The organism is Streptococcus pseudopneumoniae, from assembly GCF_001072315.1.
GTDB classification, from domain to species: Bacteria; Bacillota; Bacilli; order Lactobacillales; family Streptococcaceae; genus Streptococcus; species Streptococcus pseudopneumoniae_R.
In genome coordinates this window covers 1-13,505 of the sequence record NZ_JVLI01000171.1, presented here as the reverse complement: position 1 = coordinate 13,505, position 13,505 = coordinate 1, and the positions used below count along the sequence as shown (strand labels likewise).

Annotated in this window: 15 protein-coding genes; 13 read left to right on the top strand and 2 right to left on the bottom strand. The window is 41.6% G+C overall.

Annotated elements, in window-relative coordinates; all coding sequences use genetic code 11:
* The coding region (locus tag ADH54_RS09510) for an SNF2-related protein (RefSeq protein WP_049524921.1) at positions 1-2,468 on the bottom strand (2,468 nt) is incomplete at its 3' end.
* Positions 2,469-2,765: 297 nt separating this feature from the next.
* Here ADH54_RS09510 and ADH54_RS09505 point away from each other — a divergent pair.
* The 5 genes from ADH54_RS09505 to ADH54_RS09485 all read left to right on the top strand — a co-directional run bounded on the left by ADH54_RS09505 (position 2,766) and on the right by ADH54_RS09485 (position 7,432).
* Entirely contained in the window at positions 2,766-3,443 is a 678-nt protein-coding gene (locus ADH54_RS09505) for a tRNA (adenine(22)-N(1))-methyltransferase (protein ID WP_049524920.1), read from the top strand.
* Entirely contained in the window at positions 3,430-4,227 is a 798-nt protein-coding gene (locus ADH54_RS09500; RefSeq protein ID WP_049524919.1) for a Nif3-like dinuclear metal center hexameric protein, read from the top strand. The genes ADH54_RS09505 and ADH54_RS09500 overlap by 14 nt, the downstream gene beginning before the upstream one ends.
* A 16-nt stretch (positions 4,228-4,243) precedes the next feature.
* The gene (locus ADH54_RS09495) at positions 4,244-5,347 is read left to right on the top strand and encodes an NAD(P)/FAD-dependent oxidoreductase (RefSeq protein ID WP_049524918.1); all 1,104 of its coding nucleotides are present in this window, start codon (positions 4,244-4,246) and stop codon (positions 5,345-5,347) included.
* Positions 5,348-5,445: 98 nt separating this feature from the next.
* Positions 5,446-6,465 (top strand): UDP-glucose 4-epimerase GalE, encoded by a 1,020-nt coding sequence (galE, locus tag ADH54_RS09490; protein WP_049524917.1) that lies wholly within the window; start codon positions 5,446-5,448, stop codon positions 6,463-6,465.
* Position 6,466: 1 nt separating this feature from the next.
* Complete coding sequence (locus tag ADH54_RS09485) at positions 6,467-7,432, top strand: glycosyltransferase (RefSeq protein WP_049524916.1); 966 nt, start codon at positions 6,467-6,469, stop codon at positions 7,430-7,432.
* Positions 7,433-7,482: 50 nt separating this feature from the next.
* On the opposite strand, the gene ADH54_RS11565 is transcribed toward ADH54_RS09485, so the two are convergent.
* Entirely contained in the window at positions 7,483-7,689 is a 207-nt protein-coding gene (locus tag ADH54_RS11565) for a ferredoxin (RefSeq protein ID WP_080551653.1), read from the bottom strand.
* A gap of 51 nt (positions 7,690-7,740) precedes the next feature.
* On the opposite strand from ADH54_RS11565, the gene ADH54_RS09475 reads away from it, so the two are divergent.
* The 8 genes from ADH54_RS09475 to ADH54_RS09440 all read left to right on the top strand — a co-directional run bounded on the left by ADH54_RS09475 (position 7,741) and on the right by ADH54_RS09440 (position 13,316).
* Positions 7,741-8,208: an SAG1386/EF1546 family surface-associated protein gene (locus ADH54_RS09475; protein ID WP_049524915.1), complete on the top strand. Its 468-nt coding sequence runs from the start codon at positions 7,741-7,743 to the stop codon at positions 8,206-8,208.
* Between the two features lie 8 nt (positions 8,209-8,216).
* The gene (gene cmk / locus ADH54_RS09470; protein WP_000849398.1) at positions 8,217-8,888 is read left to right on the top strand and encodes a (d)CMP kinase; all 672 of its coding nucleotides are present in this window, start codon (positions 8,217-8,219) and stop codon (positions 8,886-8,888) included.
* 130 nt (positions 8,889-9,018) lie between these two features.
* Positions 9,019-9,357: a zinc ribbon domain-containing protein YjdM gene (locus ADH54_RS09465; RefSeq protein WP_001061590.1), complete on the top strand. Its 339-nt coding sequence runs from the start codon at positions 9,019-9,021 to the stop codon at positions 9,355-9,357.
* A 2-nt stretch (positions 9,358-9,359) separates the two neighbouring features.
* Positions 9,360-9,989, top strand: a complete 630-nt coding sequence (locus tag ADH54_RS09460) for a Pr6Pr family membrane protein (RefSeq protein ID WP_049524914.1) — start codon at positions 9,360-9,362, stop codon at positions 9,987-9,989.
* Positions 9,990-10,113: 124 nt separating this feature from the next.
* The gene (locus ADH54_RS09455) at positions 10,114-11,265 is read left to right on the top strand and encodes an MFS transporter (protein WP_049524913.1); all 1,152 of its coding nucleotides are present in this window, start codon (positions 10,114-10,116) and stop codon (positions 11,263-11,265) included.
* A 99-nt stretch (positions 11,266-11,364) separates the two neighbouring features.
* Positions 11,365-12,114: a tRNA pseudouridine(38-40) synthase TruA gene (gene truA / locus ADH54_RS09450; protein WP_049524912.1), complete on the top strand. Its 750-nt coding sequence runs from the start codon at positions 11,365-11,367 to the stop codon at positions 12,112-12,114.
* Positions 12,104-12,877 (top strand): bifunctional hydroxymethylpyrimidine kinase/phosphomethylpyrimidine kinase, encoded by a 774-nt coding sequence (locus ADH54_RS09445; RefSeq protein ID WP_049524911.1) that lies wholly within the window; start codon positions 12,104-12,106, stop codon positions 12,875-12,877. The genes truA and ADH54_RS09445 overlap by 11 nt, the downstream gene beginning before the upstream one ends.
* A complete protein-coding gene (locus ADH54_RS09440) occupies positions 12,855-13,316 on the top strand; it encodes an ECF transporter S component (RefSeq protein ID WP_049524910.1) in 462 nt (153 codons plus the stop codon). The genes ADH54_RS09445 and ADH54_RS09440 overlap by 23 nt, the downstream gene beginning before the upstream one ends.
* The last annotated feature ends 189 nt before the right edge of the window (positions 13,317-13,505 follow it).

The following is a 13,505-nucleotide window of genomic DNA, read 5'->3' as shown; positions in this document are numbered from 1 at the left end:
TAAGCTAAACTTCTTTTTCTGTCATGAGTTAGCAGGCTCTGCCTGCTTGGAGTTTTTTGTGAACTGCTGAGTTCATTACTGTAGAGGTGCTCGCTCAGTTCAGGCAATTCTGTCAGAACTTCGTCTTTTTTCCTACGCAAGACAAAAGGTTGAATCAGTTTAGCAACGAGTTGAGGTGATAATTTTGAAAATTCCTTTTTACTTGGTAGGAGTCCTGGTAATACTATCTGGAAAATAGACCAAATCTCTTCGAGACGGTTTTCAATAGGAGTTCCAGATAGGGCATAGCAGGTTTTGACATCAAATTCTCTTAAAACTTGTGCTGTTTTGGTCTGACTATTTTTTATCATCTGTGCTTCATCTAAGATGAGGTAGTCGTAAGACTGCTTTTGATAGTGTTCAAGGTCAGATCGAAAAGATGGGTAGCTTGTAATAGTGATAGTGGCAGATTTTTCAATTTGTTTGATACGCTCAGTTTTTGTGCCGTAGGCTACTTCAACCTGTTTGTGAGGTACAAATTTTCGGAATTCTTCCTTCCAATTATAAAGAAGGCTGGCTGGAGCTAGGATAAGAGCTTTCTGGTCTGGTTTAAGGTTGGCTTCCAGAAGAGTGATGGTTTGCAAGGTTTTCCCTAGCCCCATGTCGTCCGCCAGGATTCCCCCAAAATGATAATGATCTAGCATACTCAGCCACTTGACTCCTTCCTTTTGATAGGAGCGAAGTTTGGCCTTGACTTCATAAGGCTTGATATCAAATTCTTCAGGGTGGGTCAGGTCATAAGCCATCTTTTTGAAATCACGAGAAAAATTGACATGTTCATTGTCTTTGAAGGTTTCAGAAAGGCTAAAGGCACGAGATTTGTGCATCTTGATTTTTCCGTCTGAAAATTTAGCTCGAAGATCTTGGAGACTTTGGGCAACCTTGAGACTTTCATCGTCAAAGACTAGAACCTTTCCTTGCTTGGTTTGGTAGTGGCTTTCTTGATTCCATAAAGCTTGGATAGCCTTTTTAACCTCATCTTCTGAAATCATAGAAAAATCAAACTGAACTGAAAGGAAGCCTTCGTCGTCAAAAATGTCAATAACAGCAGGATCTTCTACTAAGAGTTTTTCAAGCGATTCATCTAGTTGAACTTGACCCAGAGTACGAAAACGGGGTAGTTCTTTTAGGAAGAAATCAACGATTTTGATTTTGGAAAGACTATGAAATTCCTCTTTGAAACCAGCAGAAAGCAGTTGATGATAGATTTTTCTAGCTTTGCTAGCTTGGTAAGTATAGGGGAGGGTTAGGAGATCTTGTTTAGAATGGACTTGATTTTCTCCAAAGGACCACACCATGTTGAGGGCAATTTCATTTCTAGTCTTGGAGAAGGCAAAGGTGGGGATAAAGTCATGGATTTGTAATTCATCTGGAATACTGATAGGAACATAGTTTGAGATGATAGTACAGATTTGCATGAGTTCAGCCTTATTTTCCTGTGAAAAGATAAGAGGAGAACTTTCTTGATAATGATAGATCCAAGTAGCTAATTTATCTAAAAAGTAACGGTGCTCTTTTTTAATGATGTGGAAGTGATTGTGTCGAATCCAAAGTTTTTCTTGAATAATGAAACCAAAATAAGCTGTATTGATGATTTCATAATAGTTATCAGATTTGACAACTTTAAAAATTTCTTCTTCTGGGATAAAGGGACTATCATCTAAGAATATAAGAGGGTATTCGGCTTTTGAGGTTACATATTGGAAGACATCCAAAGCTTGAAAAAGTGGCACGAGGTCGTTTAAATAGCTAACAGGAGTCTCTAAATAGCGTCCACAATCTCTAGGGCTAATGCCATAACTAAAGCTGAGATGAGAATATTCATTTCTATCGATGAAATATTTTTTGATATAGAGGAGTAGGTTTTGGGATGCTTGATTAAACTGATCCAAGGATAATCTGATTGTCCCGATTTTTTGTGAAACAAAGTAATCTTCCTGTTGGAAAATGAGAAAAATGAAGTGAGCTATATCCTTGATAACATAGGCACGAGAAGCCTGTTCTACCTGTAGTTTTAAGGTCCAGGCTAGGCTATGATTTCGGATTTCGACTTGTCCATGAAGGGAAAGTGAAGGCGCCGTAGCTTTTTCTTCTACCAGTTCGTCTTGGAGCTCTTCAGATGGCAAGGTAGGAATCAGTTGGCTGGCAAAACTTGGTTTATGACTAGATTTACGAATGCGTTCTTGAATAGCTTGGGGGAGGCTACGAAAGTAGAGATCCATGGCAACCCAGTGTTTACAGACTTCCTGATTTTGGAAATCCTCACATTCGCAATGAAAGCCAGTCAAATCGAAGTGCTCCATACTTGTCAGGATGTTGGGCTCCAGATGCATGGCAATACCATTATAGGTATTTGGGTGCTTAAAATATTCCTTGTTTTCAGTATCAAGATAGTTTTTTATCTGTTGGAAAATAGATCGTCCATCCATCTCATACGAGCAGGTAGTCTATCGGGAACCGCCATTGAAGTAACCTCTGTTCTAATCATTCTTTTCTCTATATTATCAGATTTTATAGGAAAAGAATAGACTTATATTACATAAATTGCATCTTGATAGGGATGGGAAAAGTAAAGAGTTTCTCTTGAGTGTAAATCTCTCAAGTGAATCCATCTATTGCGTTAGGTCATTGAAACTTCTTTCGCTAGAGGTGCTTATATTACTGGGAAGTTGAAGATTGAAATGTGGTATAATAAGAGGTAATAGAGTTTTGGAAAGTGAGAGAAGATGATTTCAAAGAGATTAGAATTAGTGGCTTCCTTTGTGCCACAGGGAGCCATTTTGCTAGATGTGGGAAGTGACCATGCTTATCTGCCTATCGAGTTAGTCGAAAGAGGACAAATCAAAAGTGCCATTGCAGGTGAGGTGGTGGAGGGACCTTATCAGTCTGCTGTCAAAAATGTTGAGGCTCACGGCCTAAAGGAGAAAATCCAGGTTCGTTTAGCCAATGGCTTGGCAGCTTTTGAAGAGGCAGATCAGGTATCGGTCATCACCATTGCTGGCATGGGAGGTCGTTTGATTGCTAAGATATTGGAAGAAGGCTTGTACAAGTTAGCTAATGTAGAACGATTGATCCTCCAGCCCAATAATCGTGAAGACGACTTGCGTATCTGGTTACAGGAGCATGGATTTCAGATTGTAGCTGAAAGCATCTTAGAAGAAGCTGGCAAGTTTTACGAGATTTTGGTGGTGGAAGCAGGACAAATGAAGTTATCAGCCAGCGATGTCCGCTTTGGTCCTTTTTTGTCCAAAGAAGTCAGTCCAGTATTTGTCCAAAAATGGCAAAAAGAAGCTGCTAAGCTAGAGTTTGCCCTCGGACAAATCCCTGAAAAAAATTTGGAAGAACGTCAAGTTCTAGTAGATAAAATTCAAGCCATCAAGGAGGTTGTCCATGCTAGCAAGTGAAGTTATTAAGGCGTATGAAGCCTTTTGCCCCCAGGAATTTTCCATGGAGGGAGACAGTCGTGGCCTGCAAATTGGCACTTTGGACAAGGATATCCAAAGGGTCATGGTGGCTCTGGATATTCGTGAAGAAACGGTGGCTGAAGCCATTGAAAAGGGTGTAGACTTGATTATCGTTAAGCACGCGCCGATTTTCTGTCCTATCAAGGACTTGGTAGCTAGTCGTCCGCAAAATCAGATTTACATCGACCTGATCAAGCATGACATTGCAGTCTATGTCAGCCATACCAATATTGACATCGTTGAAAATGGTCTCAATGACTGGTTCTGTCAGATGCTAGGTATCGAGGAAACGACTTATCTACAGGAGACAGGTCCTGAACGTGGGATTGGACGGATTGGGAATATTCAGCCTCAGACATTTTGGGAATTGGCCCAACAGGTCAAGCAAGTCTTTGGCCTAGATAGCCTTCGAATGGTGCATTATCAAGAGAATGACTTGCAGAAGTCTATTTCAAGAGTGGCTATCTGCGGTGGAAGTGGGCAGTCTTTCTATAAGGATGCTTTAGAAAAAAGGGCAGAAGTCTATATCACTGGTGACATCTACTACCATACTGCCCAGGATATGCTGTCTGATGGTTTGTTGGCATTGGACCCAGGTCACTATATCGAAGTGCTTTTTGTGGAAAAAATCGCAGCACTCCTTAGTCAATGGAAAGAGGAAAAAGACTGGGATATTGATATTTTGCCTAGTCAAGCATCTACCAATCCTTTCCACCATATCTAGTTAGAAAGTGAAAACAATGAAAAAAGTTGCCATTATTGGAGCAGGGATTGTGGGGGCAACAGCTGCCTACTACCTCTCGAAAGAAAGTGACCTAGAGGTAACCGTCTTTGACCATGGACAAGGTCAAGCTACCAAGGCCGCAGCAGGAATTATCAGTCCTTGGTTTTCCAAACGCCGCAATAAAGCCTGGTACAAAATGGCGTGCTTGGGGGCTGATTTTTATGTGGATTTGTTGGCTGATTTAGACAAGTCAGGGCAAGAAATTGACTTTTACCAGCGTTCGGGAGTCTTTCTCCTGAAAAAGGATGAAACTAAGTTGGAAGAACTCTACGAACTGGCCCTTCAGCGCAGAGAAGAATCTCCCTTGATAGGGCAATTAGCCATTTTAGACCAAGCGTCTGCAAATAAATTATTCCCTGGCTTGCAGGGATTTGATCGCTTGCTCTATGCTTCTGGTGGAGCGAGAGTAGATGGCCAACTCTTAGTGACTCGTTTGCTGGAAGCCAGTCATGTCAAGCTGGTCAAAGAAAAAGTGAGTCTGACACCTTTAGCATCAGGTTACCAGATTGGTGAAGAAGTGTTTGATCAGGTTATTTTGGCGACGGGAGCTTGGTTGGGATACCTGTTAGAGCCTTTAGGTTATGAAGTAGATGTTCGTCCCCAAAAAGGACAACTCCGAGATTATCAGCTGGCCCAAGATATGGAAGCTTATCCTGTTGTTATGCCAGAAGGGGAGTGGGATTTGATTCCTTTTGCAGGTGGGAAATTGTCCTTAGGTGCTACTCATGAAAATGACATGGGATTTGATTTGACGGTAGATGAAACCTTGCTCCAGCAAATGGAGGAGGCAGCCTTGCCTCACTATCCAGTTTTAGCTAGAGCGACTTCAAGAGCTGAGCGTGTGGGAATCCGTGCCTATACCAGTGATTTCTCTCCTTTCTTTGGGCAGGTGCCAGAATTGGCAGGTGTCTATGCAGCCAGTGGCCTAGGTTCATCGGGCCTCACAATTGGTCCTATCATTGGTTACCATCTAGCTCAACTGATCCAAGACAAGGAGTTGACTTTGGACCCTCTAAACTACCCAATTGAAAACTATGTCAAGCGACTAAAAAACGAATAAAATTTTACTGAAATTTTAGCCTCCCCTCTAGGATGGCAAATGACATTCCCTATCAAAAATGGTAAAATAAGAAAAAATCCGAGAATCGAGGAAAAAAGATGCAAGAAAAGATTTTGGTAACGGGTGGAGCAGGTTTTATCGGAACCCACACTGTTATTGAGTTAATCCAAGCAGGTCATCAGGTTGTTGTGGTGGATAACCTTGTCAACAGCAACCGTAAAAGTTTAGAAGTTGTTGAGAAAATTACAGAAGTTGAAGTGCCTTTCTATGAGGCTGATATCCGTGATACAGATACTCTTCGTGACATTTTCAAACAAGAAGAACCAACAGGGGTCATTCACTTTGCTGGTTTGAAGGCTGTCGGTGAATCTACTCGTATCCCTCTTGCCTACTATGACAACAATATAGCTGGGACTGTTAGCCTTTTGAAAGCTATGGAAGAAGCCAACTGTAAAAACATCATTTTCAGTTCTTCTGCTACAGTTTACGGAGATCCGCACACAGTACCCATCTTGGAAGATTTCCCACTTTCAGTGACCAATCCATATGGCCGCACTAAGCTTATGCTTGAGGAAATTTTGACCGATATTTACAAGGCAGACTCAGAATGGAATGTGGTCTTGCTTCGTTACTTTAACCCAATCGGAGCCCATGAGAGTGGTGATTTGGGAGAAAATCCAAACGGTATTCCAAACAATCTCTTGCCATATGTGACTCAAGTAGCCGTTGGAAAATTAGAGCAAGTGCAAGTGTTTGGAGACGATTACGATACGGAAGACGGAACTGGTGTTCGTGACTATATCCACGTTGTCGATTTGGCTAAAGGTCACGTTGCAGCTCTGAAAAAAATCCAAAAAGGCTCAGGTCTAAACATTTATAACCTTGGAACTGGTAAAGGCTATTCTGTTCTAGAAATTATCCAAAACATGGAAAAAGCAGTGGGACGTCCAATTCCTTACCGCATTGTAGAACGTCGCCCAGGGGATATCGCAGCCTGCTATTCAGATCCTGCAAAAGCCAAAGCAGAACTAGGCTGGGAAGCAAAATTAGGCATCACCCAAATGTGTGAAGACGCATGGCGTTGGCAAAGCAAGCATCCAAATGGATTTGAAGACTAAGATGGTGATGTCAATCATTGTCCCCTGTTTAAACGAAGAGGAAGTACTTCCTCTTTTTTATCAGGCTCTGGAAGCTTTACTTCCAGATTTGGAAACAGAAATCGAGTATGTCTTTGTCAATGATGGATCAAGTGATGGGACCTTGGAACTCTTAAAGTCCTATCGGAAACAAAATCCGGCAGTGCATTATATTTCTTTTTCACGAAATTTTGGCAAAGAAGCTGCTCTCTATGCAGGCTTACAATATGCGACAGGAGATCTGGTGGTGGTAATGGATGCAGACCTTCAGGATCCTCCTAGTATGTTACTTGAGATGAAAAACTTACTAGACCAGAATGCAGATTTGGACTGCGTAGGAACACGGAGAACTAGTCGGGAGGGAGAACCCTTCTTTCGTAGTTTCTGTGCTGATCTCTTTTATCGCCTCATGCAAAAAATCAGTCCAGTAGCCCTGCCGTCAGGTGTCCGTGATTTTCGCATGATGAGAAGGTCTGTGGTTGATGCCATTTTAAGCTTGACCGAGTCCAATCGTTTTTCTAAGGGACTCTTTGCTTGGGTCGGCTTTAAAACCCACTATCTGGACTATCCAAATGTCGAAAGGCGGGCTGGCAAGACCAGTTGGAGTTTTAGGCAACTCTTTTTCTACTCCATTGAAGGGATCGTGAATTTTTCAGATTTTCCCTTGATTATAGCCTTCGTAGCTGGCCTCCTATCTTGTTTTATTTCTCTGCTCATGACCTTTTTTGTTGTAGTTCGGACCCTCATTTTGGGCAATTCGACATCAGGTTGGACCTCTCTGATGGCTGTCATTCTCTTTCTTGGAGGCATTCAACTCTTGACCATTGGGATTCTCGGCAAGTATATCAGTAAGATTTATTTAGAGACTAAAAAAAGACCACTGTATCTGATCAAAGAAAAAAGTGACCTTCCTGATTTTACAGAAAAAAATAGAGAGAAAAGACTATAATTTTACATGGAAATGTGCTAAACTAGAGGGAGTGGATTATCGCCATTGATTTAGGCTTTCTGGTTTCCAATCAGGGCGCGAGTTGGGCAATTTTTAACAGCCTCTAAGACATCCTGACTAGGAGAAATTTCTTTTTCCAGCTGGTCAGGATCATCGTAAAAACGCACGATTCCATTATCGTGGTAATCAAATAAATCAGAATAAGTTTGGCAAAGTCCACAGGCGATACATCGTTCAGGTATAAGTGTGATTTTCATGTTCATATTTATATTGTAATAAGAAACGTAAAAAAAAACAAGGAGTAGGGTATGGAAAAAGAACCGTGGCAAGAAGATATTTATGATCAAGAAGAATCAAGAGCAGAGCGTCGTAAGAGAACTCAAGGCAGAGATGTAGTGGCCAATCGTGTCTTGACGATCTTAGCTAGTATTTTCTTTGTAATTGTGGTAGTGATGATTATTGTTCTCATCTATCTATCATCGGGTGGGAGTAATCGCACAGCAGCCTTGAAAGATTTTCATGATTCTGATACAAGTCTAGTACAAGTCTCATCTTCAAGCAGTTCCCAGCCTGAGCAGAGTTCAGAATCTTCTTCTGAACACTCGGAGGAAGCTACAGATCCAGAAGGGACGACAAAAGTCTTAGCTGGAGAAGGAGAAGCAGCCATTGCCGCTCGCGCTGGAATTTCGATTGCTCAGTTAGAAGCCTTAAATCCTAGTCATATGGCTACAGGGTCTTGGTTTGCTAATCCAGGTGATGTTGTCAAAATAAAATAGGAGTTGATATGAAAACAATTCAAATTGCTATTGACGGCCCTGCTTCAAGTGGTAAGAGTACGGTCGCAAAGATTATTGCCAAGGACTTTGGATACACCTACCTAGATACAGGTGCTATGTATCGTGCGGCGACCTATATGGCTCTCAAGAACCAGTTAGGAGTGGAAGAGATTGAGGAGCTTTTAGCCTTGTTGGACCAGCATCCAATCAGTTTTGGACGTTCAGAAACTGGAGAACAGCTTGTCTTTGTAGGGGATGTGGATATTACCCATCCTATCCGTGAAAATGAAGTGACCAATCATGTCTCTGCTATTGCAGCAATTCCTCAAGTGCGTGAGAAACTGGTTTCTCTCCAACAAGAAATCGCCCAGCAAGGTGGGATTGTCATGGATGGTCGTGATATTGGGACTGTTGTATTGCCACAAGCAGAATTGAAAATTTTCCTAGTAGCTTCTGTCGATGAAAGAGCAGAGCGTCGTTACAAGGAAAATATTGCCAAGGGAATTGAAACAGACCTTGAAACCCTAAAAGAGGAAATTGCTGCGCGTGACTACAAGGATAGTCATCGTGAGACTTCGCCTCTCAAACAAGCAGAGGATGCTGTCTACCTTGATACAACTGGATTGAACATTCAAGAAGTAGTTGAAAAAATCAAAGCAGAAGCTGAAAAAAGAATGTAAATGTAGAGAAGCCGATAGATTGATATCGGTTTTTTTCTAAATTTGTCAAAATGCTGATTTTAAGGTATAATAGTTGCTGTTCGAGAAATTTTGATTTTCAAAGAATAGTGAATGATGATAAGGAGAAACCATGAACAACCTACCAAATTGCCCAAAATGTAACTCAGAGTACGTCTACGAAGACGGTGCCCTACTGGTTTGCCCAGAGTGTGCTCATGAGTGGAATCCTGCTGAAGTTGCAGAAGTAGAAGAGGGCCTTGTTGCTATCGATGCCAACGGAAATAAATTGGCTGACGGTGATACAGTAACTCTCATCAAGGACTTGAAAGTAAAAGGTGCGCCAAAAGATTTGAAACAAGGGACGCGCGTGAAAAATATCCGCATCGTAGAAGGCGACCATAATATCGACTGTAAAATTGATGGCTTCGGTGCCATGAAACTCAAATCAGAGTTTGTGAAGAAAATTTAAGCATGTCAAAGAACTACAAACTTACATTTTATAGCCGTATCTTCTTGTTTCTAGCGGCTTTTACGGGAGTTTATCTTGAAATCGCCAAGCATGGTGGTTTTGGGATGCTTCTCTATTATACGGTTCTGTCCAACCTCTTAGTCGCGATTTTTACGCTCTATCTCCTAAAGGTTATGAGCCGTTTAGGTGAAAACTGGCAAAGGCCAAGTCTCTTGCGCTTAAAAGGTGGGGTCACCATGAGTATCATGATTACCTGTGTGATTTACCATTTCCTCTTAGCGCCCATTGCGACTAATTTCTATACTCTGGAAAATTTCCTTTGCCACTATATCGTTCCCCTCTGGTTTTTCGCAGATACCCTCTTTTTTGACAAACAGGGTCAATACAAGATTTTGGATCCAATTGTATGGACGATTTTACCCTTGCTTTATATGATTTTTGCTCTTTTTAATGGCTTGGTATTGAAACTTGATGTTCCTAATTCTAAGGTCAGTCCCTTCCCTTACTTCTTTTTGAATGTGAACAAGGGTTGGGATGTCGTGTTCAAGTGGTGTCTGATTATCTTTGTTGCCTATATGGTAGCAGGATTTATCTTCTACTTTATTAAGCAAATCAAGAGAAAATCATCCTAAGACACAAGGGATTCATTTTCGAGTTTAAGAAGGAGTCTACAAACCAATGGGACTTCTTCTTTTCTTGCTTTTTTGATAACTATCAAAAAAGTAGAAGATTAAGAGAAAGATAGAAAGAGATTTCATGAAACAATTTTTAGAACGGGCCAGTATTTTGGCTCTCTCCCTCGTTTTGATTACATCCTTTTCCATCTCGAGTGCCCTGCCAGCCATGTTTGACTATTATCAAGGCTATCCTAAGGAACAAATTGAGCTCTTGGCGAGCTTGCCATCTTTTGGGATCATGATTATGTTACTACTAAATGGTTTATTAGAAAAAATATTTCCTGAGCGATTACAGATTAGTTTGGGATTGTTAATTTTATCACTGAGTGGAACAGCACCCTTTTGGTATCAAGCCTATCCCTTTATCTTTGGAACACGGATTCTTTTTGGTTTGGGTGTAGGGATGATTAATGCCAAGGCCATTTCCATTATTAGTGAACGCTATCAAGGAAAAACGCGAATTCAGATGTTAGGGCTACGCGGTTCTGCAGAGGTCGTGGGGGCTTCTCTCATTACCTTGGCAGTCGGCCAGTTATTGGCCTTTGGTTGGACAGCTACCTTCCTAGCCTATAGTGCTGGATTTTTGGTGCTGACCCTCTATCTGCTCTTTGTCCCTTATGGAAAGGAAAAGAAAGAAGTCAAGAAAAAAACGAAGGAAGCAAGTCGCTTAACTCGGGAAATGAAAGGCTTGATTTTTATCCTAGCTATCGAAGCGGCAGTTGTAGTTTGTACCAATACAGCTATTACCATCCGTATTCCAAGTTTGATGGTGGAAAGAGGGCTTGGAGATGCCCAGTTATCTAGTTTTGTTCTTAGTGTCATGCAGTTAATCGGGATTGTGGCTGGGGTGAGTTTTTCTTTCCTGATTTCAATATTTAAAGAGAAACTGCTCCTCTGGTCTGGTATTACCTTCGGATTAGGGCAAATCGTGATTGCCCTGTCTCCATCCTTGTGGGTGGTAGTGGCAGGGAGTATTCTGGCTGGTTTTTCCTACAGTGTAGCCTTGACGACGGTCTTTCAACTGGTCTCTGAAAGAATTCCAGCTAAACTCCTCAATCAAGCAACTTCATTTGCGGTTTTAGGCTGTAGTTTCGGAGCCTTTACAACCCCATTCGTTCTAGGTGCAATTGGGTTATTAACTCACAATGGGATGTTGGTCTTTGCCATCTTAGGAGGGTGGTTAATTGTAACCTCTATCTTTGTCATGTACCTACTTCAAAAGAGAGCTTAGGATTAAATTCCTAAGTTTTTCTTTTTGGAAATATTGTACCCATACAATTATAAATTTTCTAGCTTGTTACGAGACTAATTTCTTGATAAAATAGAAGTTATGACGAGATATAAAGCAACTATTTCCTATGATGGTTACGCCTTTTCTGGTTTTCAGCGTCAGCCCCATGCGCGTAGCGTTCAGGAAGAAATTGAAAAAACCTTGACTAGATTGAATAAGGGGAAAGCCATCACTGTTCACGGTGCTGGTAGGACTGATAGTGGGGTTCATGCTTTGGGACAGGTGATTCATTTTGACCTGCCTTATCAGATGGATGAGGAGAAGCTCCGTTTTGCTTTGGACACCCAGTCTCCTGAAGATATAGATGTGATTTCAATTGAGCTTATGGCAGATGATTTTCATTGTCGTTATGCCAAGCATAGCAAAACCTATGAGTTTATCGTGGATAGGGGCCGTCCTAAAAATCCTATGCGCCGTCACTATGCTACTCACTTTCCCTATCCGCTTGATGTGGATCGGATGCAGAAGGCTGTCAAAAAGCTAGAGGGCACCCACGATTTTACCGGTTTTACAGCTTCTGGGACTAGTGTAGAGGATAAAGTTCGTACCATCACAGAAGCTAGTCTTAGGGTTGATGAGACAGGACAATTTTTGACCTTTACCTTTTCAGGAAATGGTTTCTTGTATAAGCAGATTCGCAATATGGTGGGGACGCTACTCAAAATCGGCAATAACCGCATGCCAGTAGAGCAGATTGACCTCATCTTGGAGAAAAAGGACAGGCAGCTTGCAGGTCCCACTGCAGCACCAAATGGTTTGTATTTAAAGGAGATTCGTTATGAAGAATAATCGTATTTTAGCACTTTCTGGAAATGATATTTTTAGTGGTGGTGGTTTGTCCGCGGATTTGGCTACCTATACCTTGAACGGCTTGCATGGATTTGTAGCAGTGACTTGTTTGACAGCCTTGACAGAAAAAGGATTTGAAGTCTTTCCAACTGACGATACCATTTTTCAACATGAATTAGATAGCTTGCGAGATGTGGAATTTGCAGGAATTAAGATTGGTCTTCTTCCTACTGTCAGTGTGGCTGAGAAGGCATTGGACTTTATCAAGAAACGCCCAGGAGTGCCTGTGGTTCTGGATCCTGTCTTGGTCTGCAAGGAAACGCACGACGTAGCAGTTAGTGAACTCTGCCAAGAGTTGATTCGCTTTTTCCCTCATGTCAGTGTGATTACGCCTAATCTTCCTGAAGCAGAATTACTAGCAGATCAAGAGATTAAAACCCTTGAAGATATGAAAAGTGCAGCACAGAAATTGTATGACTTAGGAGCGCCAGCAGTCATTATCAAGGGAGGCAATCGACTTAGTCAGGACAAGGCTGTAGATGTCTTTTATGACGGACAAAAATTTACAGTCCTAGAAAATCCTGTCATCCAAGGCCAAAATGCTGGTGCAGGTTGTACCTTTGCCTCTAGCATTGTCAGTCACCTAGTCAAAGGTGATGAACTTTTACCAGCAGTAGAAAGCTCTAAGGCTTTCGTTTATCGTTCTATTGCACAAGCAGATCAGTATGGAGTAAGACAATATGAAGCAAAGCAAAACAACTAAAATCACCCTTGTATCCCTCTTAACCGCCCTTTCTGTGGTTCTAGGCTATTTCTTAAAAATTCCAACACCGACAGGAATTCTAACTCTTTTAGATGCGGGTGTCTTCTTTACGGCCTTCTACTTTAGTAGTCGTGAAGGGGCTGTAGTCGGAGGACTAGCAGGTTTCTTGATTGATCTCTTATCAGGCTATCCTCAGTGGATGTTCTTTAGCTTGGTCAACCATGGTTTGCAGGGATTTTTCGCAGGATTTAAAGGAAAAGCTCAGTGGTTAGGCCTTATCTTAGCAACGATTGCCATGGTAGGGGGTTACGCCTTGGGTTCTACATTGATGAATGGCTGGGCTGCAGCCCTACCAGAAATCTTACCAAATTTCATGCAAAATATGGTAGGGATGATTGTAGGATTTATTATTAGTCAAAGTATCAAGAAGATTAAGTAAAGAGGCTGAGTAAAAAGTCTTTCAAATAAGAAAAACGCATAGTATCAGGCGTTGAACCTTGATATTATGCGTTTTATTGTGGGAAGATTTTATACTCTTCGAAAATCTCTTCAAACCGCGTCAACGTCGCCTTGCCGTAGATATGGTTACTGACTTCGTCAGTTCTATCCACAACCTCAAAACAGTGTT

What these genes read in the sequence shown, in the direction of transcription:
- ADH54_RS09505 (WP_049524920.1), top strand. Translation starts at nt 2,766, where the DNA reads ATGATTTCAAAGAGATTAGAATTAGTGGCTTCCTTTGTGCCACAGGGA.
- ADH54_RS09500 (WP_049524919.1), top strand. Translation starts at nt 3,430, where the DNA reads ATGCTAGCAAGTGAAGTTATTAAGGCGTATGAAGCCTTTTGCCCCCAG.
- ADH54_RS09495 (WP_049524918.1), top strand. Translation starts at nt 4,244, where the DNA reads ATGAAAAAAGTTGCCATTATTGGAGCAGGGATTGTGGGGGCAACAGCT.
- galE (WP_049524917.1), top strand. Translation starts at nt 5,446, where the DNA reads ATGCAAGAAAAGATTTTGGTAACGGGTGGAGCAGGTTTTATCGGAACC.
- ADH54_RS09485 (WP_049524916.1), top strand. Translation starts at nt 6,467, where the DNA reads ATGGTGATGTCAATCATTGTCCCCTGTTTAAACGAAGAGGAAGTACTT.
- ADH54_RS11565 (WP_080551653.1), bottom strand. Translation starts at nt 7,689, where the DNA reads ATGAAAATCACACTTATACCTGAACGATGTATCGCCTGTGGACTTTGC.
- ADH54_RS09475 (WP_049524915.1), top strand. Translation starts at nt 7,741, where the DNA reads ATGGAAAAAGAACCGTGGCAAGAAGATATTTATGATCAAGAAGAATCA.
- cmk (WP_000849398.1), top strand. Translation starts at nt 8,217, where the DNA reads ATGAAAACAATTCAAATTGCTATTGACGGCCCTGCTTCAAGTGGTAAG.
- ADH54_RS09465 (WP_001061590.1), top strand. Translation starts at nt 9,019, where the DNA reads ATGAACAACCTACCAAATTGCCCAAAATGTAACTCAGAGTACGTCTAC.
- ADH54_RS09460 (WP_049524914.1), top strand. Translation starts at nt 9,360, where the DNA reads ATGTCAAAGAACTACAAACTTACATTTTATAGCCGTATCTTCTTGTTT.
- ADH54_RS09455 (WP_049524913.1), top strand. Translation starts at nt 10,114, where the DNA reads ATGAAACAATTTTTAGAACGGGCCAGTATTTTGGCTCTCTCCCTCGTT.
- truA (WP_049524912.1), top strand. Translation starts at nt 11,365, where the DNA reads ATGACGAGATATAAAGCAACTATTTCCTATGATGGTTACGCCTTTTCT.
- ADH54_RS09445 (WP_049524911.1), top strand. Translation starts at nt 12,104, where the DNA reads ATGAAGAATAATCGTATTTTAGCACTTTCTGGAAATGATATTTTTAGT.
- ADH54_RS09440 (WP_049524910.1), top strand. Translation starts at nt 12,855, where the DNA reads ATGAAGCAAAGCAAAACAACTAAAATCACCCTTGTATCCCTCTTAACC.